Origin of the sequence: Shewanella sp. MM_2022_3, from assembly GCF_022557375.1 — a bacterium.
In the GTDB taxonomy this organism is placed as follows: domain Bacteria; phylum Pseudomonadota; class Gammaproteobacteria; order Enterobacterales; family Shewanellaceae; genus Shewanella; species Shewanella xiamenensis.
Window position 1 is genome coordinate 1 of sequence record NZ_JAKZGV010000017.1, and the last position, 23,126, is coordinate 23,126.

23 protein-coding genes and 1 riboswitch are annotated in these 23,126 nt (G+C 45.3%); of the genes, 17 read left to right on the forward strand and 6 right to left on the reverse strand.

Annotated elements, in window-relative coordinates:
* Window positions 1–471 precede the first annotated feature (471 nt).
* Both MMG82_RS10960 and pepE read right to left on the reverse strand, forming a co-directional pair.
* Window positions 472–2,055, reverse strand: a complete 1,584-nt coding sequence (locus MMG82_RS10960; protein WP_047535085.1) for a glucan biosynthesis protein G — start codon at window positions 2,053–2,055, stop codon at window positions 472–474.
* A 371-nt stretch (window positions 2,056–2,426) separates the two neighbouring features.
* On the reverse strand, window positions 2,427–3,137 hold the full coding sequence (gene pepE / locus MMG82_RS10965; protein WP_037419465.1) for a dipeptidase PepE: 711 nt from the start codon (window positions 3,135–3,137) through the stop codon (window positions 2,427–2,429).
* 286 nt (window positions 3,138–3,423) lie between these two features.
* On the opposite strand from pepE, the gene htpX reads away from it, so the two are divergent.
* Both htpX and MMG82_RS10975 read left to right on the forward strand, forming a co-directional pair.
* On the forward strand, window positions 3,424–4,287 hold the full coding sequence (gene htpX / locus MMG82_RS10970; protein WP_037419467.1) for a protease HtpX: 864 nt from the start codon (window positions 3,424–3,426) through the stop codon (window positions 4,285–4,287).
* Window positions 4,288–4,612: 325 nt separating this feature from the next.
* On the forward strand, window positions 4,613–4,963 hold the full coding sequence (locus MMG82_RS10975; protein ID WP_037419470.1) for a cytochrome c3 family protein: 351 nt from the start codon (window positions 4,613–4,615) through the stop codon (window positions 4,961–4,963).
* A 71-nt stretch (window positions 4,964–5,034) separates the two neighbouring features.
* On the opposite strand, the gene MMG82_RS10980 is transcribed toward MMG82_RS10975, so the two are convergent.
* Window positions 5,035–5,781 carry a cytochrome b/b6 domain-containing protein gene (locus MMG82_RS10980; protein WP_037427475.1) on the reverse strand — a complete coding sequence of 249 codons (747 nt, stop codon included), beginning with the start codon at window positions 5,779–5,781 and terminating at the stop codon, window positions 5,035–5,037.
* A gap of 296 nt (window positions 5,782–6,077) precedes the next feature.
* Between MMG82_RS10980 and MMG82_RS10985 the strand changes: the two genes are divergently transcribed.
* Window positions 6,078–6,713: a LuxR C-terminal-related transcriptional regulator gene (locus tag MMG82_RS10985; protein WP_011717426.1), complete on the forward strand. Its 636-nt coding sequence runs from the start codon at window positions 6,078–6,080 to the stop codon at window positions 6,711–6,713.
* Between the two features lie 170 nt (window positions 6,714–6,883).
* On the opposite strand, the gene MMG82_RS10990 is transcribed toward MMG82_RS10985, so the two are convergent.
* Complete coding sequence (locus MMG82_RS10990; protein WP_241406850.1) at window positions 6,884–8,650, reverse strand: PDZ domain-containing protein; 1,767 nt, start codon at window positions 8,648–8,650, stop codon at window positions 6,884–6,886.
* Window positions 8,651–8,795: 145 nt separating this feature from the next.
* Here MMG82_RS10990 and hinT point away from each other — a divergent pair, with 145 nt between their 5' ends.
* From hinT to tsgA, 6 genes are all read left to right on the forward strand, one after another.
* Window positions 8,796–9,152: a purine nucleoside phosphoramidase gene (hinT, locus tag MMG82_RS10995; protein ID WP_011623075.1), complete on the forward strand. Its 357-nt coding sequence runs from the start codon at window positions 8,796–8,798 to the stop codon at window positions 9,150–9,152.
* The gene (locus MMG82_RS11000) at window positions 9,149–9,676 is read left to right on the forward strand and encodes a PaaI family thioesterase (protein WP_099458255.1); all 528 of its coding nucleotides are present in this window, start codon (window positions 9,149–9,151) and stop codon (window positions 9,674–9,676) included. The genes hinT and MMG82_RS11000 overlap by 4 nt, the downstream gene beginning before the upstream one ends.
* Window positions 9,663–10,127, forward strand: a complete 465-nt coding sequence (locus MMG82_RS11005; RefSeq protein WP_037419481.1) for a PaaI family thioesterase — start codon at window positions 9,663–9,665, stop codon at window positions 10,125–10,127. The genes MMG82_RS11000 and MMG82_RS11005 overlap by 14 nt, the downstream gene beginning before the upstream one ends.
* Window positions 10,128–10,240: 113 nt before the next feature.
* Complete coding sequence (locus MMG82_RS11010) at window positions 10,241–10,633, forward strand: YcfL family protein (RefSeq protein ID WP_037419484.1); 393 nt, start codon at window positions 10,241–10,243, stop codon at window positions 10,631–10,633.
* Window positions 10,634–10,902: 269 nt separating this feature from the next.
* Window positions 10,903–11,607: a purine-nucleoside phosphorylase gene (gene deoD / locus MMG82_RS11015; protein ID WP_037427467.1), complete on the forward strand. Its 705-nt coding sequence runs from the start codon at window positions 10,903–10,905 to the stop codon at window positions 11,605–11,607.
* Window positions 11,608–11,657: 50 nt separating this feature from the next.
* On the forward strand, window positions 11,658–12,812 hold the full coding sequence (gene tsgA / locus MMG82_RS11020; protein WP_047538945.1) for an MFS transporter TsgA: 1,155 nt from the start codon (window positions 11,658–11,660) through the stop codon (window positions 12,810–12,812).
* Between the two features lie 76 nt (window positions 12,813–12,888).
* Here tsgA and MMG82_RS11025 read toward each other — a convergent pair whose 3' ends face one another.
* Complete coding sequence (locus tag MMG82_RS11025) at window positions 12,889–13,569, reverse strand: Crp/Fnr family transcriptional regulator (RefSeq protein ID WP_037427464.1); 681 nt, start codon at window positions 13,567–13,569, stop codon at window positions 12,889–12,891.
* Window positions 13,570–13,791: 222 nt separating this feature from the next.
* A riboswitch (TPP riboswitch) is annotated at window positions 13,792–13,901 on the forward strand.
* A gap of 53 nt (window positions 13,902–13,954) precedes the next feature.
* Between MMG82_RS11025 and MMG82_RS11030 the strand changes: the two genes are divergently transcribed.
* The 8 genes from MMG82_RS11030 (at window position 13,955) to MMG82_RS11065 (ending at window position 21,421) form a co-directional block, all read left to right on the forward strand.
* A complete protein-coding gene (locus tag MMG82_RS11030; protein ID WP_241406851.1) occupies window positions 13,955–16,156 on the forward strand; it encodes a TonB-dependent receptor in 2,202 nt (733 codons plus the stop codon).
* A gap of 102 nt (window positions 16,157–16,258) precedes the next feature.
* Window positions 16,259–16,519, forward strand: coding sequence for a hypothetical protein (locus MMG82_RS11035; protein ID WP_037427460.1), 261 nt, complete (start codon window positions 16,259–16,261; stop codon window positions 16,517–16,519).
* A 116-nt stretch (window positions 16,520–16,635) separates the two neighbouring features.
* Entirely contained in the window at window positions 16,636–17,301 is a 666-nt protein-coding gene (pnuC, locus tag MMG82_RS11040; RefSeq protein WP_241406852.1) for a nicotinamide riboside transporter PnuC, read from the forward strand.
* Between the two features lie 74 nt (window positions 17,302–17,375).
* On the forward strand, window positions 17,376–18,515 hold the full coding sequence (locus MMG82_RS11045; protein ID WP_241406853.1) for a phosphotransferase: 1,140 nt from the start codon (window positions 17,376–17,378) through the stop codon (window positions 18,513–18,515).
* 178 nt (window positions 18,516–18,693) lie between these two features.
* Window positions 18,694–19,566 carry a DUF6279 family lipoprotein gene (locus tag MMG82_RS11050; protein WP_241406854.1) on the forward strand — a complete coding sequence of 291 codons (873 nt, stop codon included), beginning with the start codon at window positions 18,694–18,696 and terminating at the stop codon, window positions 19,564–19,566.
* Window positions 19,567–19,617: 51 nt separating this feature from the next.
* A complete protein-coding gene (locus MMG82_RS11055) occupies window positions 19,618–20,211 on the forward strand; it encodes a DoxX family protein (RefSeq protein ID WP_140907398.1) in 594 nt (197 codons plus the stop codon).
* 129 nt (window positions 20,212–20,340) lie between these two features.
* Window positions 20,341–20,889 carry an NAD(P)H nitroreductase gene (locus tag MMG82_RS11060; protein WP_037419513.1) on the forward strand — a complete coding sequence of 183 codons (549 nt, stop codon included), beginning with the start codon at window positions 20,341–20,343 and terminating at the stop codon, window positions 20,887–20,889.
* A 34-nt stretch (window positions 20,890–20,923) separates the two neighbouring features.
* Window positions 20,924–21,421, forward strand: a complete 498-nt coding sequence (locus MMG82_RS11065) for a GNAT family N-acetyltransferase (protein ID WP_069455139.1) — start codon at window positions 20,924–20,926, stop codon at window positions 21,419–21,421.
* 83 nt (window positions 21,422–21,504) lie between these two features.
* On the opposite strand, the gene astB is transcribed toward MMG82_RS11065, so the two are convergent.
* A complete protein-coding gene (gene astB / locus MMG82_RS11070) occupies window positions 21,505–22,839 on the reverse strand; it encodes an N-succinylarginine dihydrolase (RefSeq protein ID WP_037419515.1) in 1,335 nt (444 codons plus the stop codon).
* Between the last annotated feature and the right edge of the window lie 287 nt (window positions 22,840–23,126).

Here is a 23,126-nt window from a genome sequence, read left to right on the forward strand (position 1 = left end):
GTAATAAATAATATAAGATAAGTAACGTACTTATAATTAAGAATATTGTCGTAGGCTTACGAAAATACGCAGCATTTAATGTAGGTAACTTCATTTTTTCTCTAACATATTGATGATGCGAAAAATAACTAAACACTGAATAGGATGAGCACAACAGGTAGATATCTTATAAAAACGTAGCTTGTGTGAATATTCAGCTTTTTTGAGAGGCTAATATAACGCCGTAGGATTGGGGTGTAAATGTTATGAGACGCTAAATAGGATTCAAAAACTGGAACTGAAAATCCCTATTTTTGTTAGAGAAAAATAATCCTACTTATTCCGAAAAATACTGTGGTAAGTCATCGGAAATATTAAACTGCTTAACTGTAAGGTTATTAATGTGAGTGTGGAAATATTGATTTTACCCATAAAAAACGCCGGATTTCCGGCGATTTTTATGGTGTTAAGCAAAAGTCTTAGTTTATCGGCCTAGGGCCAATCATCACTGTTCCAGCGATATAACCAAGTAGCGGCGACTGGTTTTTCATCTTTACGCAATTGAATGCGCAATTCTGCCACATTGGTACTTTCAGGCTCAAACGTAATAAAGATCCGAGCACCATTAATTTCAGGGTGAGCTACTATCCGAGATGAGAGGATTTTACCCTTACTGATACTGGCATCAATTGTAATTTTTTCAATATCTTGTGGTTTGATATTGCTGTAGTCGATAAGGAGTTCTTTGCCTTTAGCCTGTTTTTGTCCCTTAGAGCTACGAATTACCCGTGCTTTGTTTGTAAAACTAGGGCTGTCATTAGACGCTGTAATTCGGTAGGAATAGCGATAGGGCTCAGCCTGCTTTAATCCCCCCTGAGGTTCCCAATAGGCGACGATATTATCATTGGTTTCGGCGCTTGATGGAATTTCAAGCAGTATTAATTGCCCTTTACCCCAATCGTTTAATGGTTCAATCCATGCAGAAGGACGTTGTTGGTAGTTCGCACCAAGATCTTGATAGTAGTCGAAGTTACGATGGCGTTGGATTAAGCCAAAACCCTTAATATCTTCGTCACCAAAGGCACTGATTTGCAGTTTGTTTGGATTATTGAGTGGTCGCCATAAACGCTCACCGTTACCTCGATCAATTTGTAATCCTTCAGAGTTATGTACAGCAGGACGATAATCGGGTTTGTCAGGCGTATCTAAACCACCATAAAGAAACATGGAAGTCAGTGGTGCTAGGCCAACGTGGGCGATATCTCGGCGCGGAAAGAGGGTGACATCGACGTCAACACGTGTCGGTGCTCCGGGATAAATACCAAAGCGATAGGCACCTGTAACACTCTGACTATCTAGCAATGCGTGTACCACAATCGCGGTTTGATATTTAGAGGGCCGCTCTATCCAAAAACGTTTAAATAAGGGATATTCTTCACCTTTAGGTTGGGCAACATCAATGGCTAACCCGCGGTTTGATAATCCATAGGTTTGGCCCTTGGATAATGCACGAAAATAGCTTGCCCCTTGAAACATAATGAACTCGTCTTTGACTTCATCGTCATTGATAGGGTAATGAAGTCGAACGCCTGCATATTGTCCTACCTGCGTGAGCAATTTCTCAATGGTATCATTGGGCACACTAAAGGAAGATTCTGTTAACTCGATAGGAAAAGCTCGGCTATTTTCAACGACATCAATATCCACCAAATTTTTGTATAAAAAACCGGGCGCAAAAAGTTGCACTGAAAACTTAGTGGGTGTTCCGCCCCAAATCGCAGCGTTTTCTTGATAATTGATCTTGCCATAAGTGGCGTAATCTAAGTCGATCAGTTCCTTCGGAGCCTTTCTAGCTTCTTTGAAGGGTTTTTGAGCCAGTTGCTGTGCTAACTCAACGACGGTGTCATGGGAGAATGCCTTAGCTTTTTTATCATCGCTTGCATTGGCGGCATAGGCGGGGGCTAAACTACTGATGCTCATTATGCCGGCCAGTATAGACCCAAAAAAAAGTGTTAATTTGGTCTTTTTATGACCGTTCATCGGGGTTGAATGGTTCAATGTTGAATGCAGTCGCAAAATGAAAACTCCTCACTTGGATGGACCAAGGGTAAAAAAATACTCCTGTGCCTTGGTCATAACTCCCTAATTTTAAATAACTTAGAAAATTTGTTTCAGAATGTAGCTAGGGGTAAATGCAAAATTTAATCTTGTTTATCAAGGTGTTCGACAACGAAATTAGTGCAGATACTTAAGTGGTGCAAGTTTTTTCTCCTGCGTGAGATATGCCGATCCTTGCATGATGAAAGGATATTGATAGCGTGCAAGGTCAATAATCAGTCTAGTTTTTTGTCGCGTTCAACTCTTAAAGGAGCGGCATTTGCATGTTAAGTGGTTAGCTTAGTGTGAATGTTACCCTATTTACCACGATGAATGCCGCTAACGAGATCTTATTTTAGCAAATGAGATAAATCGCTACCTACGGGAATAGGGAGCTCCTGCTGTTCGCCACAGAATAAATAGGCAGGGTTATCACCCAACAGTGATAAAGTGTCTCCCTGTCGCCATAGCGCACTGCCTTCAACAATGCCAATGACGGGCGTGATCGGATCGACACGGGTAAATTCGAGTAATCGCTGAGCCCGAGTTTCACCGTTATGTCCTGGTGCACGGTAGTTTGAATAATGTGGATTTACCTGAAAAGGCACTATGTTTAGGGCCGCGAATGATGGCGGTTCAATGATCGGCATATCGTTAGTTGTACGAATGCTTAATCCAGATACATTTGACCCTGCGCTCCAACCAATGTAAGGCTTACCGCTAAGGACTTCATTACGAATAAGCTGCACAAGATCGTACTTATACAACTCATGCAAAAGATGAAAAGTGTTGCCGCCACCAATTAAAATACCGTCGGCATCTTTAATCGCTTGGCGCGGATCAGGGTGTTGATGAATACCACTAATATCGAGTTTAAGCTCACTGAGTCCCGTCACTACAGACGCTAAGTAGGTATCGTAGCTCATGCTTACCCCTGCATAAGGAATAAAAATCCATTTTTGTGCGTGAGCGGTAAGTGGTTTGATAAAAGGCAGCGCATGGGAAAGATAAGGCGTGTCACCAACACGTGAACTGCTTAGCAGTAGGGCATTAACGGTCATTTTTTTATCCTTAAATCTCAGAATGTGCAGGCATGTTAACAAAGTTTAATTACGATAAACATAGATAAACACACATGAATTTGGCTGTAACACTGACAGCGCCTAGATTTAAGTTTGGCTTAATAGACTGTCCCTAGACTCACGAGCCATGAAAGGCTGTGTCTAAATTGAGAGAAAAATTAGCGATTAGAAAAACTCTTACCTTTACCCCTTGAATTTCGATTAATTGGACATATTATGTCTTTGAACAAAATAAATGGCACCTTTGTGCCGTAAAGGAGCTGATATGAAGCGTATATTTTTATTGATTGCGACTAACCTAGCCGTGTTGCTAGTAGCCTCAATTGTAATGTCTATTCTAGGCGTGAATACGTCTACTATGGGTGGACTCTTAGTGTTCGCTGCGATTTTTGGATTCGGCGGAGCCTTCATCAGCTTAGCGATTTCAAAATGGATGGCGAAAAAGACCATGGGTTGTGAAGTAATCACCACCCCACGTGATAGCACTGAGCGTTGGTTAGTGGAGACGGTTGCCCGCCAAGCTCAGCAAGCTGGGATTAAAATGCCAGAAGTGGCAATTTACCAATCGCCGGAGATGAATGCATTTGCAACTGGCCCAAGTAAGGACAACTCATTAGTTGCTGTGAGTACAGGTCTGTTGTATGGCATGAGTCAAGACGAAGTTGAAGGCGTACTTGCACACGAAGTAAGCCACGTCGCTAACGGCGATATGGTCACTTTGACCTTAATCCAAGGCGTGGTGAACACCTTTGTAATCTTCGCGGCGCGTGTTGTTGCAGGCATTATCAACAACTTCGTCTCGAGCAATGATGAAGAAGGCGAAGGTTTGGGCATGTTTGCTTATATGGCAGTGGTATTTGTTCTTGATATGTTGTTTGGTATTTTGGCATCAATTATCGTGGCTTACTTCTCACGTATTCGTGAATACCGTGCCGACGAAGGTGCAGCTCGCTTAGCGGGCAAGCATAAGATGATTGCAGCACTTGAGCGTTTACGCCAAGGCCCAGAAAGCTCAGCAATGCCAGCACAAATGTCTGCTTTTGGTATTAACGGCAAGCGTTCAATGGCTGAGTTAATGATGAGCCATCCGCCTCTAGAGAAGCGTATTGCGGCTTTACAAACTCGTTAATTGAGTCCAAACGTTCACCAAAAGGAGACCTAGGGTCTCCTTTTTTATTAGAGCTTTTCTTTTGCTGATGATTAAGCTAGGGAGGCTTTTAGTTGTAATTGGTAGGTTGTGACAATGTAAAACTCTTATATAAGCATGTGGTTACATGATGCAGCGCACATTTTACCCTTGAGTATATTGATAAAGTTACTTTGCATAAGATTGTGTTGCTTATTACTCAATCCTTAGCTAAGTTAAATCGAGTCGTGCTATTTACATTGGTTGCAAGATGGAAGTCACCCCTGACAAGAATTTCCACTGTCAATCACCATTGGAGGATACAATTGTGAGCAAAAAACTATTAAGTGTGCTTTTCGGGGCAAGTCTTGCAGCGCTAGCGCTGTCGCCAACCGCATTTGCCGCGGATCAAAAATTATCTGACTTCCACGCTGAATCTGGTGGTTGTGAAAGCTGTCATAAAGATGGTACGCCATCTGCTGATGGTGCCTATGAGTTTGAACAATGCCAAAGCTGCCATGGTAAGCTTTCTGAAATGGACGCAGTACATAAGCCACACGATGGCAATTTAGTCTGTGCTGACTGCCATGCGCCACACGATATGAACGTAGGTCAAAAACCTACCTGTGAAAGCTGTCACGACGATGGCCGTACTCCGGCATCTATTCTGAAGAAGTAAGTTTGACTTCAGATTGAGCTTGATAAAAACGCCAGCAAATGCTGGCGTTTTTTATGCTCATTGAGTTGACCTCATTCGTCCTTCGGTTGTCCTTGAATAAGCTTTTTGCCTGAAAACATGGCTGAGATAATGCCAGGTTGGCGTTTGACTTCGGTGTAGATTACGGCAAAAACATGCAGCATGATCAACAGTATCAATAAATACACTGCATACACATGTACCTCTCCTACAAGACCTTTTATGGGTTTTATCACGTTAGCTTTATCGGTATCGACGCCCGTAGCATCGTAGGGTTGTAGGCTACTCGGATCAACATTGGTGGCCGCAAGGTACTGTTGGACTGCACTTCCCAGGGGTGGATAGTAAATATCGGTACCGGCGCGGATCAGCCCAGTAATCATAATCGTGACTAATAAGAGCATGATAGCGAGAACGGCGAATTTTCCTTTAGGGTTGTGACCTAGATATTGGGGATTTTTACCCGCGGCAAGTTCTGCTTTATAGGTTTGTAATTCGGCCTTGCTATTGGCATTGGGGAACATATGGCTAAAGCGGGCGTATTTATTGCCCATAAAACCCCACACTAAGCGGATAAGTAAATTAATCGCAAAGCCATAGCCAATGATGACGTGCAGGGTTTTAAGCCCGATTTTACCGGAGAGTTCGGTTATACCTAAGTCGCTGCGAAACATCATTATACCGCCCACGATAAGCAGGGAGAGTACGAGGATGACATTAATCCAGTGGAACAGACGAGTAGGTCTGTCCCAGACGGGGTAGGATTGTATTTCAATAGGGCTTGGTTGCTGGCTGGACATGGTATTTCCTTATGTTTTGTATTGATTTGATCTTACGCCTTTCTGTTAAAAATAGCGCATTATTTTCAGTTTAAATTAAGCCTTCTGCTTGACAATGATTTGTCCTAAAGTTGTAGAAGTTTTTGATTTGCGTACGGTAAATATTTTTTACGTAAGTCTTTTGAATCTGTTTTATCTAATGCTAATATCGTGTGCACGATAGACTTGGAAGTCTATTGAACGGATGTTGAAGTGGTATTGAGAGATGTTTCTCCTCTCAAAATAAATAATCGTTAACCAGACAGGGAGTGAGCAGGATGTTCAAAATATTACATTGGATTGTAGTGTCAAGATCGCAAGTTCTGATGGAATTGCTTGCAGGCCGCTGGCCGCAGGAGTTTCTGGTGAAGCTGTCGCAAGTCAGTCCAGATGAAATGTGCGATCAAATCAAAGATAACCAAGCCTCTATGGTGGTGATTGACCTTTCCACTGTTGATCTTCAAAAAGCCTATCAATTTCAACGCTTGCTTGCCCGTGAACACCCGAGTGTGCGAGTCGTCTACATTCAATTCCCTAAACAGGTTGATGCCCGTTTTTTAATGCAAGCCTCGACTACGGCAGGGGTGTTTTATCTGGATGCAGGACTGACTGAAATCAGCCTTGGCCTGTCTAACATCCTGCGTGGACACAGAGTGATCCCCATCCAATTGGTGAATGGGGTAAATGATGACTTTGGACTGTTCGAAGATACCGAGCCATTAACCATCCGTGAGCGCGAAGTGTTACAAGCCCTGTTGTCTGGCAGCACTAACCTCGATATCGCGAATCAATTGTTTGTGAGTGAGAGCACCATTAAGACTCACTTGTACCGTGTGTTCCGTAAGATTGGTGTGTCAAGCCGTGGGCAAGCCATTGCATGGGCGCAAACCTACTTACACGATGTGGTGGTGTAACGCATTGTTGATGGGGCGCTAAGCCAATATTCAATTGAACAACTTAAGAATCAAATAAAAAGGGGCAATCGTCGATACGATTGCCCCTTTTGTGCTTTATGGGTTAATGACTATTGCATTAAAAACTAATGCATTAAAAATTAGTGCATTAAAGGCTAATAGATTAAAGATCAACGACCTAACCAAGCCTGCAGTTTGTCTTTATCTGTGATACTTAAGGCAACCGTATCCTTAGGCGCCTCTGCAATAATCAGTTCTCCTGTCATCAGTTCATCGCGTCTAAACCAATGCAGGCTTAAGCGTTGTCCGAGTGGGTATTGCTGAAGCTGGGCTTCAAATTGGCTTGTCACCTGTAGATTATCCGCCGCAATTAAGATATCTCCGGCACTTAAGCCCGCAAGGTGCGCAGGGCTGCCTTGGGCGACAGTGGTTACTTTAAGGCCGATTGGTGCGGCTTGCGTCTTAGCGCCAAAGGCAATCTCATACCCTTTGGCCGAGCCACCGCCGACATCCTGCGCGCCTTGGCTCGCTCTCAGTGTAAATTCAACGCCAAACTCGGCCAGTAGTGGTGCCAGCGGGATATCGTCGGTATTGTCTAAATAGGCGAAGAGATCTTGGCAATCACGCCCCAATAAGCGTTCAACAATCCTTTGATGGCTTTCATCTGTGGTGCCGCGATTTTGCAGGGCATATTCCTGCCACAGAATGGTCATTAGATCGTCGAGATTGTGTTTACCCTTAGTTTCGCTTCTTAGGGTTAAATCGAGATACAGAGCAAACAGTGCGCCCTTAGTGTAATAACTGATAATGGCGTTTTGGGCGTTCTCATCCTGCTTGTAGAACTTAGTCCAAGCGTTAAAACTCGAGTCCTTAATGCTTTGTTTAAAGCGGCCTTGACTGCGGTATACCCTTGTAAAGGTTTCGCTCAGCATATCTAAGTAGCTTTGCTCATCGACTAAGCCTGCGCGATAGGTGAGGAAATCATCATAATAGGAGGTGATGCCCTCATAGGCCCACAGCTGCGGCGTATAGGTTTCCGCCCCGAGTTGATAGGGCAAGAAGCATTCCGGCTTGATGCGCTTAACGTTCCAGCTGTGGAAATATTCATGGCTGCAGAGCGATAAATAAGTGCGGTAGTCGTTATTTATCGGCGCATCCATCGACAGCGGTAAATCTTTGCGTGAGCACATGAGTGCTGTCGATGCCCTATGTTCCAAACCACCAAAGCCATTGTCGAGTACTGTCGTCATAAACAGATAACGCTCAAAGGGCGCTGGCGTGCCAAACAGCTTGATTTGATACTCGCAAATCGCCTTTAAATCTTGGCAGAGTCTAGGCATATGGGCGCGGTGGCGACCGTTTAACACGATATCGTGTCTCACGCCGCAGACTTCAAAACTGGCGTGGGTGAATAGGCCCATCTCAACCGGATGGTCGATAAGTTCGTCATAGCTTTGCGCGCAAAACTCACCAAAGGCAAATTCATCACCGCTTTGACGTGTCATGCTGGTGGCAAGGCGCCATTCATTTAGGCTCGGCTCGGTCGGCGCCGCCATCGTCACAGTGTGTAAGCCTGCCTCAAAGCCGTGGGCGGCTAAAAATACACTGCTGCCGTTAAAGAAACCGTGGGTCATATCCAGATGCGCGGTGCGTACCGACAGGTCCCAAGCATAAACTTGATAGGTTAAGGTCAGTTGCGTGCTTTGATGTTCGACCGACCAGGTTTGTTTATCAAGCTGAGTGAGGTGGAGCGTCTCACCGTTATCGCCAGTGGTTTTAAGGTCGATAATATTCTTAGCAAAATCCCGCACCATATAACTGCCGGGAAGCCAAGCGGGCAGGCTAAAAACTTGCTTAGGGTGGGGCTTTTGTACCGTCATGGTAACGGCGAACAAGTGCGCCTTGGGATCGACGGGAATGATGTGATAGTGGATCATAATTTATCCTGTAAAACCGCTGCATTTTAATGGGCGTCATGCTGCCAAAAATGCGGGCAACAGGCAAATGAAACGCAAAATATCTGGAGACACAAAGCGTTGAATTGCTAGTATACTATCCCAATTAACCCAAGGAGGACTCCCCATGGCCGAAGAAACCATTTTCAGCAAAATTATCCGCCGCGAAATTCCCGCCGACATTCTGTATCAAGACGAGCTGGTGACTGCTTTTAGAGACATCTCGCCAAAGGCGCCAACCCATATTCTGATTGTGCCGAATCATTTGATCCCAACCGCAAATGATATGAAAGCCTCGGATGAACCTGCACTCGGCCGGATGATGACTGTGGCGGCTAAACTGGCTGCAGAGGCGGGGATTGCCAAAGACGGTTATCGTTTGATCATGAACTGCAACAAACATGGCGGACAGGAAGTGTACCATATCCATATTCATCTCGTTGGCGGAGAGCCACTGGGACCCATGCTGAGCCAAGGTCAATGAAGGTAAATCCTGAGTTTTTCCCGCTGACTCAAATGGCGCAGCGGTTTGTCGATCAGCTCGCCCAGTGCCGTCGCTTAGGGTTAACCGTGCTCGAAGCCAGTGAGCACCATGTACTGATTGAGTTGCCCTATAGCACTGAGTTAATTGGTTATCCCGATACGGGTGTTATCCACGGCGGGGTGATCACCACCCTGATGGACACCGCCTGTGGCAGCGCGGTGGTGAGTGCGATTTTTCAAAAATATCAATCCTTAGAGATTTCGCCCACCCTCGACTTACGCGTCGATTATATGAAGCCCGCGCAGCCCCATAAATCGGTTTATGGCTTTGCCGAGTGCTATAAATTGTCATCCAATATCGCCTTTACCCGCGCCATCGCCTATCAGGACAGCATTGATGATCCTATCGCCCATGCGGTGGGCTCCTTTATGCGTATCAGCCCTGAAATGGTGGGCGATGCCTTTAGGCAAGCCTTGATGGGAGAAGCCGTGCCGTCTTTAGGAGAGACAGATGAACTCAAATAAGCCGGCCGAGCCGAAAACCCTCGATGTGCAGGGAATTGTAAAACGCGCTACCGAGTTGAACGACTTTGGTCATCTGCTCGAACATGTACCTTATGCTAAGTTTATTGGCATGAAGGTCGAGCGCTTTGGCGATGAGCTGATTTTTAAACTCCCCGCTAAGGACGACAATATCGGTAATCCCATCCTGCCCGCGATTCATGGTGGGGTAATTGCTGGTTTTATGGAAATGTCAGCCATAGTGCAATTAATGGTGTTTATGCAAACGGCAAAAGTGCCAAAAGTGGTCGATTTCTCGATTGATTACCTGCGAGCAGGCCTGCATAAAGACAGTTTTGCCGAATGCCGTATCACCCGTCAGGGGCGACGGGTCGCCAACGTGAATATCAATTGTTGGCAAACCAATCGTAAGCAGCTTATCGCTACCGCAAGGGCGCACTTTTTGATCGATTAATCGCGAGCGCGGGGCATGATGAGCACGTTAAGCATAAGTTCAGCTGGCGTCGCGTAGTGTCATTGCCCATCCGTTGTTCGGCACCTAGGTTTTTGTGAGTGAGGGAAAACAAAATGAAAGCAATTTACAGTGGATTAATCTTGGCAGCAGCACTGACACTCGGCGCCTGCACTAATACGGCGGGCATTTCGGTGAACTCACTGGGAGAAACCCGTGTCGATAGTAAGAGTTTTGCCCGTGATATCAGTGTCGAAGGGGTTGAGGCGCGCCGTGTTGGCGATCTTATCCAAGGTTCGGCGCTGATCGTCAGCAAGTCCTCAAGCGATATGCGAGTGCAATATAAGTTCACTTGGTATGATGCCAGCGGTTTTACCATTGAAGATGAAGCCACCAGTTGGAAATCAGTGAAATTACACGGTAAACAACAGTTACAAGTGTCGGCTGTGGCACCAAATGCCCAAGTGGTAAAATTTGACGTTTATGTGCGCGAGACCCATTCAAACTAGATTGGTGTTTGTTTTAGTAGAGTCTGTGCCGGGTTCTCTATATTTAAAAAGACTTACTCTTTTGGGAGTAAGTCTTTTTATTTGTATCAAATACAATGTGTTAAATGAGATTTTGTTATTAAGTTTTATGATGCTAAGTGTAAACGTTGCGATAAATCATCCACTTTTAACAAAAAAGGGGGATTGCAACAGAAGATCCGGACTTTAGTCCTAAAAATATTTCGCGGTTGAGCACTACTATCTGCATATTACCACATGAGGATAGATCTATGACGGCTCATATTAATGCGCAACCTACTGATTTTGCAGAAACTGTTATTATGCCCGGCGATCCGCTGCGGGCTAAATATATCGCTGAAACCTATCTTACCGATGCCGTAGAAGTGACTAACGTTCGCAATATGTTGGGTTACACAGGTTATTACCAAGGGCAACGCATTTCGGTGATGGGCCATGGTATGGGTATTTCATCTATGGTGCTCTATGGCCATGAGTTGATTAATTTTTTCGGCGTTAAACGTATTATTCGTATCGGCAGTTTAGGGGCGACCCAACAGCATGTCGAAATGCGCGATGTGATTTTAGCTCAAGCCGCTGGCACGGATTCCCCAACGAATGCTAAACGCAGCAGTGGCTACCAAATGGCGACCTCAGCCACCTTTTCCTTACTTCACAAAGCCTATACCAAAGCCAATGAAAAAGGCATTAGCGTGAAAGTTGGCAACGTATTTAGTGGCGATCTTTACTATGATCCTGACGAAGATATGATCCCGGCGCTTGAGCGTTTCGGGGTGTTAGGTATTGATATGGAAGTGGCAGGACTTTATGGCTTGGCACATCAACAGGGAATTGAATCCTTAGCGATTCTGACGGTATCTGACCACTGTTTAACTGGTGAAGAAACCACGGCGCAAGAGCGTCAATTATCCTTTAATAATATGATCGAGCTCGCCTTAGAAACCGCGCTTAATTAGGGTTAACGCTATCCTTTGTACCCTTAGCATTTCACTGATGGAATGACAACATGAATAATAAAATCACCTTAACCGCAATTAGTTTTCTCGCTAATTTTATAATGGCGGGCTTTGCCACTCAATTTGGGATGCTGATTGAACCCATAGCGGATAAATTTGCAGCAAACGTGAATGACGTTGCTTCAATATTCTCCTTGCTTAATGGCGGCGCACTGGCGGGGACTATTGCCGCTTTTTTCTTTATTGAAAAATTGGGTATCAAGCGAATTACCTTAATTAGTTACAGTCTAGTGGCATTGTGTGCTGTCGCGTTACATCTTACCACTTCGCTACAAGTGGTGATGATAGCCATGACCTTGATTGGTTTTTGTGGCGGTGTGGGGCTATGTATTGCGGGTACGATAGTGGTATCAGTGTGGCAAGAGAAATTACAAAGCACCATGCTCGTCGTGCAAGATGCCACATTTAATATTGCGGGGGTTATTTTCCCTTTAATTACAACTTACGCACTCACAAGTTCATTGTCATGGAGTTACAGTTACTTAGCCGTAGGTTTAGTCGCGTTAGGAACCGTGATTATTACTTTGTTCACTAATTTTTCACTATGTGAGCAATCATCGAATACGGAAGATAAGCAACAATCTGAATGGAATTTCGGCATTATTAGCGGTGGCATTGGGTTATTTTTAGGCATGTTGGCGCTGTATACGTTTTTAACCTGGGCCCCTTTATTTGTTAAGCAAAAATTTGATATTCCATTTGAAGACGCGGGCAATATTATTACTCAATATTGGTCAGCTGCACTGATTGGTGCGTTAATTTCGACGCTGATTGTGACTCGGGTAAAAATCCACCATTTTCTAGTCGCAATTATCGGCCTGGCTATGGTCATCACCTTTATGATTGTGACAACTGATAAGCTTAATTGGATAGGTTATTTAACCTATGGTTATGGCTTTGTGTGCGCAGCTCTTTACAACGCATTTATTGCTTATGGTGTGTCTTTTGTTAAAAAGGCGAGCAGTAAAAATGTGTCTTATATTTTGATCAGTGGCAGCACGGGTGCGATGTTTAGTCCCGCCATTAGCTCATTCTTTGAACGTATTATTGGATTGCAAACGGTGATGTATGTTATTCCGCTACTTTATGTTGCGATATTTATCATGCTGATTGTTTCAGGCCGAATGAAACCTGCTGCGGCCTAAAGTCCATTTGCGACGTTAATTGATTTGGCCCACTCTTGCGAATAAATAACCTCGAGAGTGGGCTTTTTTAATTTGGTTATATCGCAGCTTCAACAAATTGTTTAAGGGCATTGAGATCTTTAATCCTTATGCCTTCTTTATTGCGTTCAATCAGGCCACGTTCTTCAAGCAACTGTAGTGCCCGTCGGTAAACGCGATCGGTTGTACCAAATCGCTCCGCTTCTAAATAACGCTTACTAAAGCCATCAACGGGTAAATCATTTAAATATTCGTGGTAAATATCATATGCCACGTTATAGCTGATGGGATACAGCAGGCGCCGGGTAAAAATATCGACGGTGTCTTGGTAGTCAATAGCAATGGCGCTGGCAAAAAATAACGCAAGCTGAGGGTGTTGACCGAGGGAATGTTGTAGTTTTTCGGCGCTAATGACCATGATTTCTAAGGCTTCATTAGCAATAATATCCAACTGGCAGTGATACTGAGTAAAAAACTCCATTTCACCAAAGAGTTGCGAATCACAATCGATAGTCCCCAATTGAAAACATCGACCATTTCTGGCGGTATGGCCAAGCGACACGCGCCCTTGTTTTACCAACACCAGAGAGGTCATTGCTTCACCTTGTGTCATTAGATGGGCGCCTTTTTTAAGCATTTTAACTTCGCTGATACAGCTGAGTATCACCGCTTCAATAAGGGGATAGTCTTGCTCCCATCGCTGGCTATAACGTCCTTTGGCTAACGGTTTTAGCTGCATTGAGTATGATCCTCTTATCCTATATAAAATGGCGGACTTCTATAACATTATCGTGATAAACGGTCAAATGGGCCAAAGGAGTTGACTGGCGATTTTAGGCATTTGGGCTGCGGCGTTTTGCATAAGACTTTTAACATTGCGTATAAAGACAAGGTTTTAGTGATATTTAAGGATATCGCCGGCACAAGTGTGTCTACTTTATTATTTTCGTCATGTATACTAAGCGCCGCCAAGGGGTGTTTGCCAACATTCGGCAGACTGAGATGTCATCAGACGAACCCTTAGAACCTGATCCGGCTAATACCGGCGTAGGAATGGGCCAATCAACAGCACACTTCTGAATCGCTTATTCGTTGCCGGATCTCAAACATGTATTTGAGGTCCTATGTCTAACAAAAAGTCTAACAACCAATCTTCAATCTTCACGATATCGTTAACTCGTGCACCATTAGCGCTGGCCGTCTCTGCGGCGTTAAGTGCGTCGGCATGGGCGCAAACCGATGCTATCGACAAACCTGATCCCAATAATGATATGGAAATCATGGTGGTTACGGCGGATTTTCGCAGTGCCAGTTTAGAAAAAATGCCTTCAAGCATTACCGTTATCGATGCCCAGCAAATTCAAGATGAAAGCGCCCAGCACTTTGAAGATGTGATGAACTCTATCGCCAACTTCAACTGGTCAGGTGGTAGTTCACGCCCCAAGTATTTCCAGATCCGTGGCGTGGGTGAGCAAGAGCAATATCAAGGCGCGCCTAACTCATCCGTTGGTTATATTGTTGATGATATTGATTTATCCGGTATCGGCATGGTGTCGAGCATGTACGATCTGCAGCAGGTCGAAGTGTTACGCGGCCCGCAGGGGACCCGTTATGGCGCCAATGCGTTAGCGGGCTTAATTTACCTTAAAAGTAATGACCCAACCGATGTGTTTGAACATGGCGCCGAGGTTTCTTTAGGTAATGACGATCTACAAACCTTTAGCGGTTTTAGCTCTGGTCCCTTAAGCGATTCCGGCAAATTGCTGTATCGTGTGGCACTGCAGCAACATCAGCAAAACGGTTATCGCGACAATCTGTATTTAAATAAAGAGGATACCAATGGCCGCGATGAATTTACTGGCCGCGCGAAATTGCGCTGGTATGCCACCGATGATCTGCAACTGGATTTAACCCTGCTACATGCCGATTTTGATAACGGTTATGATGTATGGAGTTTAACCAACGATCCGACAAACACCCTATCTGATCAACCGGGTGTCGATAGCCAGCGCACCACCGGCGCGGGTTTTAAAGCGACATATTCGGGGGCAGAGCAGTTTGAGTTGACCTCGCTGACTTCATTTGCCAATACCGATCACCACTATAGTTACGATGGCGATTGGGCCAATTCTGAGTATTGGGCATCTAAACAATGTGAAGAGGGCGGTAATGTATCGCCTTGTCAGTATGATTACTTTTGGGACAAAACCGGTCAGCGTAAAACCTTATCCCAAGAGTTTCGTTTGAGCTCGACTGACCAAGGCCGTATTTTTGCAGACTCAACCGATTGGTTACTTGGGGTTTATGCCATGAACCTTAAAGAAGATAACCAATTGTATTCTGAATATAATACCTGGCCTGACGAAGTGTTAGATTCGCAGTATGAGGCCACAAACTATGCGTTATTTGGCCAGCTGGACACCGATTTAGGTGCTGACTATGCCTTGTCTGTTGGGCTACGTGTGGAGCGTCGTAATAGCCATTACTCCGACACCAACAATGATAATTTCGATCCGAGTGAAACCATGTGGGGTGGGCATATCGCACTCAGTAAAGTGCTGAATGAGTCCCACAATATTTACGCCCGTGTGGCGCGGGGTTACAAGGCGGGTGGTTTTAATATGACCTTGCCAGTCGAACTCAATGATAAAAAAGAGTTTGATACTGAAACCTTATACAACTACGAAATCGGTTTAAAATCCCATTGGTTTGAAGGGCTTATCGATACTAATCTGGCGCTGTTCTATATGGATAGACAAGATCAGCAGGTGGCTGCTTCCCAGCAAGATCCTAATAAGCCACAACGGTTTATTCTCTACACTGAAAATGCGGGTAGCTCAAACAACTACGGTGCCGAACTAGATGCAACTTGGTATGCCACGGATAATCTCCAGTTTTACTCAAGCCTTGGTTGGTTACAGACTGCTTACGGTAATTACCAATATCAAGATAAATACGGTACTGATGTGGATTTAACGGGGCGCGATCTGGCCCATTCACCGCACTTAACCTATAGCCTAGGCGGCACTTATCGTGCGAATTCGGGTTGGTTTGCCAACTTGAATATGAGTGGTAAGAGCAAGTTTTACTACTCAGACAGTAACGATTCGCGCTCCGAGCCATATACTGTTGTGAATGCGCGTTTAGGTTATGAGGCAAGTGCGTGGTCAGCGTATTTATGGGGCCGCAACCTATTTGATGAAGAATATGGCGTTCGTGGCTTCTATTTTGGTAATGAGCCCGATAATGGCTGGGCGGAAAAACAATATATCCGCTACGGCGACCCACGCCAAATTGGGGTAACACTGAACGTTAAGTTTATGTAGTGCCCAAGCTAGCCGCGCTGTGGAGAGATACTTGAAGCGCTATGCTATACCGTTTCACGGTGCGGCTATTTTTATAATAAGTATTTGAAATAAGGATTGAAGATGAAACTGACCGCCGAAATTAGCATGTATCCTTTTAATGAAAACTACCTCGATCCAATTAAATGGTTTATTCATCGTTTAGACAGTTATCCAACGATTCAACGTGTTACCAATGCGATGGCGACCCAAGTGTGCGGCGACTATTCGGACGTGATGGCGATGCTGGCCACCGAAATGCAAGCCGCCCATGAGAAGTGGGGCAAAGCCGTGTTTGTGTGTAAGTTTATTGGTGGCGAGCTAAATTTAGCCCACAGCGAGTAACGCCTTTAATGAGCTAAGCCATTGCGCGATATTAGTGGTTAATTTAAGGCTCGTTCATACAGTTACGGCTCAAGCCTACAGGTTTTTAGAATGCGATTTATCGTGAGAGTAAGGCAATGACAGATTTATGGTTAACGCTAGTCAGTAGTGTTAATGCCGCCCTTGGGGAAGTCCATGTGATGACCGCGTGGGAAGCACTTGCTGTGGTATTAGCCATGGCGTATTTGCTACTGGCAATGAAAGCAAGCGTATGGTGCTGGGCGGCGGCATTTACCAGCACGGCCATTTACACTGTGTTGTTTTGGAAAGTAGCATTGCTGATGGAGTCGATGCTCAATATCTATTATATGGGCATGGCACTTTATGGATATTGGCTCTGGACTCAAGGTGGTGATAAACATCAAGGTGTTAAGGTGACCACTTGGCCGCTGAAAACCCATTTAAAGTTGATTGCTGCAACCACGCTAGTCTCCCTTGGTGTTGGTCATAGTATGGCGACCTTTACTCAAGCTTCTTTTCCTTATCTCGATGCTGCGACCACCTGTTTTGCGGTGATGACCACCTATTTAGTCGCCAAAAAAGTATTGGAGAACTGGCTGTATTGGGTCGTTATCGATCTGGTGTCTATTTACCTCTACTTGAGTAAAGGCCTTATGCTGACCTCATTATTATTTGTGCTTTATGTGGGGTTAGCGGTTGTGGGCTATTTCCTATGGCGCACCGCACTGGCTGAGAGTCGTCTCAATCTTAATGGCGAACGTGCCGCTAAGTTACTTGGTTAAGTGATGACAAATACCGATATGGACCAACTGCCAACACCTAAGATCTTAACTGCAACATCAGTGGTAAGCCGTTAATGCAGCCGTTATCTGCTGAGGTGTTTGCAGGACTGGTACCGATATTACGCCAGGCAGGGCTAAGCCATATCACGCATATCCATGAGTTGGCGGGTGGATTAAGTAATCATAACTATCATATTCAAACACCTGCGGCACAATACGTGTTACGTCTTAATGCCGATGCCGCCGACCAGTTTTGTTCTCGAGAGCAAGAGTTGTTTTATTGGCGTAATCTAGCTAAGGCAAAGCTTGCGCCTGAGCTGATATGGGCAAGTTGCGATCATCGTTACTATGTAAGTGCATTTATCGAATCACAGGAGATTGCCTGTCGAGTTAACGTTTCTCGGACGCCGGAAATGCTCGGCGACGGGGCTGATTTTTATCACGTGGTTAAGTGGAACGACTTGGAATATCAGTGTAGTGCGGCCGAATTCACCCATGGAGAATTGTGGGTGCAAAGGTGGCTGCAAGCGCATGCTGAAAATCTTGAGTGCGCATTATACGAGACTCCCACGCCTCAGTCTTTCGCCGCAGGGTTCACACCGCTGACATTACTTGAATCCCAGTGCCCAAATTATGCACATTCTCTATTGCAGCAATTATTGCAACAGCTACGCTTGCAATCCGCTGGGCCTTATCACATCAGCGTGACAGAGCAGTGGCAGCAATATCATCAGCAGTTATTAGCCTTTGCTGAAACTGATAAAGGTAGCGCTTGGCAGACGCGGTTGGACTCATTGTTGGGCTTACAACCGCAAATTCATCGTTGGACAAACGCGTTAGCCGATTGTTTGGTGGCGGCGCAATTTTGCCATCGAGACTTAAATCCGCATAATCTGCTGCTAAAGGATAATCGGCTGTATTGTATCGACTTTGAATACGCCACTGCCTCTCATCCTTTATGTGAGCTGGCCGCTGTGCTGGCGACCCACAGATTAACACCAGCGCAGCGGCATATTTTAGTGCAGCAATATCTTGCAAAACATCCAGGCCTCACATCCACCGCGATCACGGCGATTCCAGCTGCAATTGAAATGTATTGGGTGTTTGCGCTTTACTGGGCGCTACTGATGGCGGCGCAAACCGATGTAGAGCGTCAGCAGGCGTATCTTGCTTGGTTTGATAGCTTTTGGCCGCTAGTAAGCCAAGACGCTTAAACACATCTTTACGCTACCACACTTAGTCAAAGATGCTTGCACCCATAATCCTCTGTAAAACCACTTAAGCAAAACAGTTAAGGTCAAACACTGCGTGATGTTTACTGCTATGTTATTGGTGCAACTTTTTGTTAACTTGAGTGTCGTAGGATGACAAAGAGAGAAAGGACGCAAATTGATGAAAAAAACCTTGTTGCTGTTGGTATTGGTGTTTGGGGTATCCGCGTGTTCGACTAAGTTTAGTTACCATTTTCTGGATTGGGCTATCGGTTGGGAATTAGATGACTATGTCACTTTAGATAAAACTCAGCAAAAGAGTATGGATCGGCTTATCGAAAAGTTTGTGCGTTGGCATCAATCTGAAGAGCTTGCTCACTATGTGGCGCAGTTAACCGAAGTTGAACATCTCATTCAAACCAATACCTTAACCCCTACGCTTTGGGCTGAGCATGTCACACTCGCCAAGCGGCATTGGTTTAGGTTATTTGAGTTTGCGCTACCTGACATGTTGCCGATCATCGCATCATTAACGGATTCTCAGGTAAAGCAAATTCTTACCAAGTCTCGAAAAGACGAGCAGGAATTGATTAAGGAATTTGCCGGTAAAACTCCAGAGCAGTTACAACAAGAGGCCGATGAGAATCTTATCGAGCAATTCGATGACTGGCTGGGGAGCGTAACGGATGAGCAAAAAGCGCTTATCCATCAATATAATCAACAGCGGTTATCCACCCTAGATATGTGGCTCGACTACCGCCATGAATGGCTACGCCAGTTTGAGATAGCCCTCGGGCAGCGCAGCGATATTCCGCTGTTGACCGAGCGTTTGACGTTGCTGATGACACAGCCAGACGAGCTTAAATCAGAAAAACACCGCGCTATTTTAAGGCAAAATACCGAGGCCTTTGGGGCGTTATTGCTGGCCATTAATGCTAGTTTGACACCTAAGCAGTCGAAACATTTTTATAAGAAGCTGAACAAGCTTATTCAAGATCTTCGCGAATTAAATCAAGAGGGAATCGAAAAGGCTGTTAAGACTATGAAAGATTAATCCTGGTGACAAGGTCTATTGAGCAACGTCATTTTGTTGAAGATATAGCCCATGTCCCTCGTTTCTTTTTATCAAAAATCACTCAATGCTAGCCGTCTGTTTGATGGACTCGCACCCTTAGCCCTTAGGCTCTATCTTGCACCTGTACTGATGCAGGCGGGGTATAACAAACTCGCGCATTTTGAAGACACCGTCACTTGGTTTGCGAATCCCGACTGGGGGCTGGGTCTACCAATGCCGACATTAATGGCCGCGCTGGCGGCGGGCACTGAGTTTTTTGGGGCGATTTTGTTATTACTCGGATTAGCCACGCGACTGATTTCTATCCCGCTGATGATCACTATGCTGGTGGCCGCTTTTACCGTGCATTGGCCTAATGGTTGGCTGGCAATTGCCGATGGCAGTTCATGGCTGGCAAATGAGCGGGTGCTCGAGGCGGGTGACAAGCTGGATAAGGCCAAATCCCTGTTGCAGCAATACGGCAATTACGATTGGTTAACCAGTTCAGGTAACTTGGTTGTATTGAATAATGGAATTGAGTTTGCGGTGACCTATTTCATTATGTTGCTGGCACTCTTAAGCCTAGGTGGTGGGCGTTATACCAGTCTTGATTACGTTATCGCTAAGCGTTATGGCATAAAGTAAGCCGAGCGACCTTGCCTGTAAACGCTTTCAATCCCACTTTTACGTGGGATTTTTTGTACCTCTTTAGCCGCAATTTGCTATGCTTGAGCCAATTTATACGCACCCATTTATAAGAACAGGGATAATTACTTGGACGCTATCGAACTTTTACTCACCCGCCAATCTACTCCAAGATTAACCGCGCCAGCACCCAATGAGCATGAGCTTAAAATCATTTTAGATGCGGCGATTCGAGTGCCGGATCATGGCGCGTTAGCGCCGTGGGAATTTATTATTGCCACGGGGAAGGGTTTAGACACCTTAGCGGATATCTATGTTAATGCCGCCAAAGCCAGCGGCGCCGATGAAGATTTTATCAACAAAGCCAAAGGGATGCCGATGCGTGCGCCCATGGTGATTACGGTTGTAGCGAAAACCCAACAACATCCTAAAGTGCCAGTGCTCGAGCAGCAAATTGCAGCGGGCTGCGCTACGATGGCAATGCAGCAAGCGGCATTCGCCTTAGGATTAGGCGCAGTGTGGCGCACGGGAGATTTTGCCTTCGATGCCAATGTGAATGCAGCGTTAGGTTTAGCGCCAGAGGATCAAATCGTCGGCTTTTTATATGTTGGCACCCCAGCGGTAGCCGCACCGAAAAAACCGCAAAAGGATGGCAGCCAGTACGCCCGTTACCTATAACCTAGTTTATCCCCGCTGAATGGGAGTCCTTAGTATGCAAGTTGCCCAAACCCCAAGATTACTGCTGCGGCAGTTAACGCCCGATGATGCGTCATTTATTTTGGTGCTACTCAACACCCAAGGATTTATCGACAATATCGGCGATAAAGGAGTGCGTAGCTTGCAGGACGCCAAGGATTATATCGCTAATGGGCCTGCTATCAGCTATCGCGAGCATGGTTTTGGGTTATTTGCCGTGGTACTGGCCGAAAATGGTTTTCCGATTGGGATCTGCGGGTTAATTAAAAGACCCACGCTGAAGGATGTGGATTTAGGTTATGCTTTTTTGCCTCAATATTGGGGCAAAGGCTACGCGTTTGAAGCCGCTAGGGCATCACTGGAATTCGGTAAAACCTTAGGGATTGAACGGATTGTCGCGATTGTCAGCCCACATAATCAGGCCTCTAAGTCGCTGTTGAATAAATTAGGCATGTCGTTTGAAACCGAGTTGCAGCTAACGCCTAATGACCCCCCAGTTGAATTATTTTCCTGATAAATTCGAAGCACTCAAAAAATGAGGCCCCAACATTGGGGGCCTCATTATGCGATTAACTAACGTTACTTTTTACTGAAACACTATCGCTGGAATGGATATACGCTCCCGAGTTTCATAATTTGAGTGAGCTCATCTAGCGCGGTGCGTGATTCGATAACGAGTTGTGGATCGGCTAAATCCTGAGTTGATAAACGGTCGCGATAGTGCTTATCTACCCAAGCGTTTAAACGTGCAAATAAAGCATCGTTAAGTAAAGTGTGCTGATTTACTGCGGCAACTTCGCGCTCATTCATGGCAACCCGTAAACGTAAGCAGGCTGGGCCGCCGCCATTTTGCATACTTTGTTTCACATCGAAATACAGCACTTGTTTGATTGGCGTATTTAAGGTGAGTAGCTCATTTAAATAAGCATAAACAGCGGGGTTTTCTTGGCAGTCGGTTGGGGCAATGATCGCCATCTCTCCTGAGGGGAGAGTGATGATTTGGGTATTAAATAGATAACTTTTCACCGCATCGTTAATCGCCACTTTGGCGGTTGGAACTTCGATAAAATATAACTCGGTATCGAGTTTGCGTTTTATTTCATCCAATTTTGCCTGTGTATTTAAAAATGCTTGCTCGTGGTAGAAAAGCACATTTTGGTTACCCACGGCAATCACATCATTGTGAAATACGCCTTGATCAATCACGTCGGGATTTTGTTGAATAAAAACGCAGTTATCCTCTTCGAGTTGATGCAATCTTGCTATCGCCATCGAGGCCTCGAGGGTTTGTCTTGCCGGATATTTCAGTGGTTTAGGAGCATGAGGATTTGTCGCCTCTTGTCCATAAACAAAGAGTTCAACCCCAGCGTGGCCATATTCCTGACATAGGCGAGTGTGGTTCGCTGCGCCCTCATCACCGAAGCTATTATGCTCAGGTAAATGATTATGGTGATGAAAATAGTGGGGATCATTGAAAGTTGCTGTTAAGATGCGCCCCGTTGTGATGGGCTCGATGCTGCGATGCAACTTATCGACTAGATTAGCGGGCGTGAAATGCAGTTTACCATCACGGGTGTCGGCACTGGGTGACACGGTAGCCGCATTAGCCGTCCACATGCTTGAAGCACTGCAACAGGCATTAAGTAGTGCAGGCGCGGTTTTAGCGGCTTGTTGTAAAACTTGGGCATCGCTGCCAGAAAAACCAATTCGGCGCAGCGTGTTAAGATCGGGGCGCTCTTGTGGCGCTAACATGCCTTGGATCATCCCTAAATCAGCGAGTGCTTTGGCTTTTTGCAAACCTTGTTTAGCGGCGGCTTTAGGATTAGAGACTAAAGCGGCGTTGTTGAGTGAGGCCACATTGCCAAAAGACAAACCGGCATAATTGTGGGTTGGCCCAACGAGTCCGTCGAAATTCGCTTCAAAGTGCTTCATTGCATATCCTTGTGATAGGGAAGGTTATTATTTATTCAAATGGTCCCTGAAGCGACCCAGTATACTGAAGGTTTTTGTGGGCACAAGCGCACGGTTTTGTGCTCAAAGCGACTTTTTCGCGATAAATGCATAACTATTTCTTGCTTGCTGGCAAATAATGAAATATTAGTTTTTAATTACGCAATATTATTTTTTTACATTTTTTCAACTTTGATTAAAAAGTGACTCGCTGGTACATATAAAAGAGGGATTAGCTTGAAACTCTCAATGCAACCCTCTATATATGG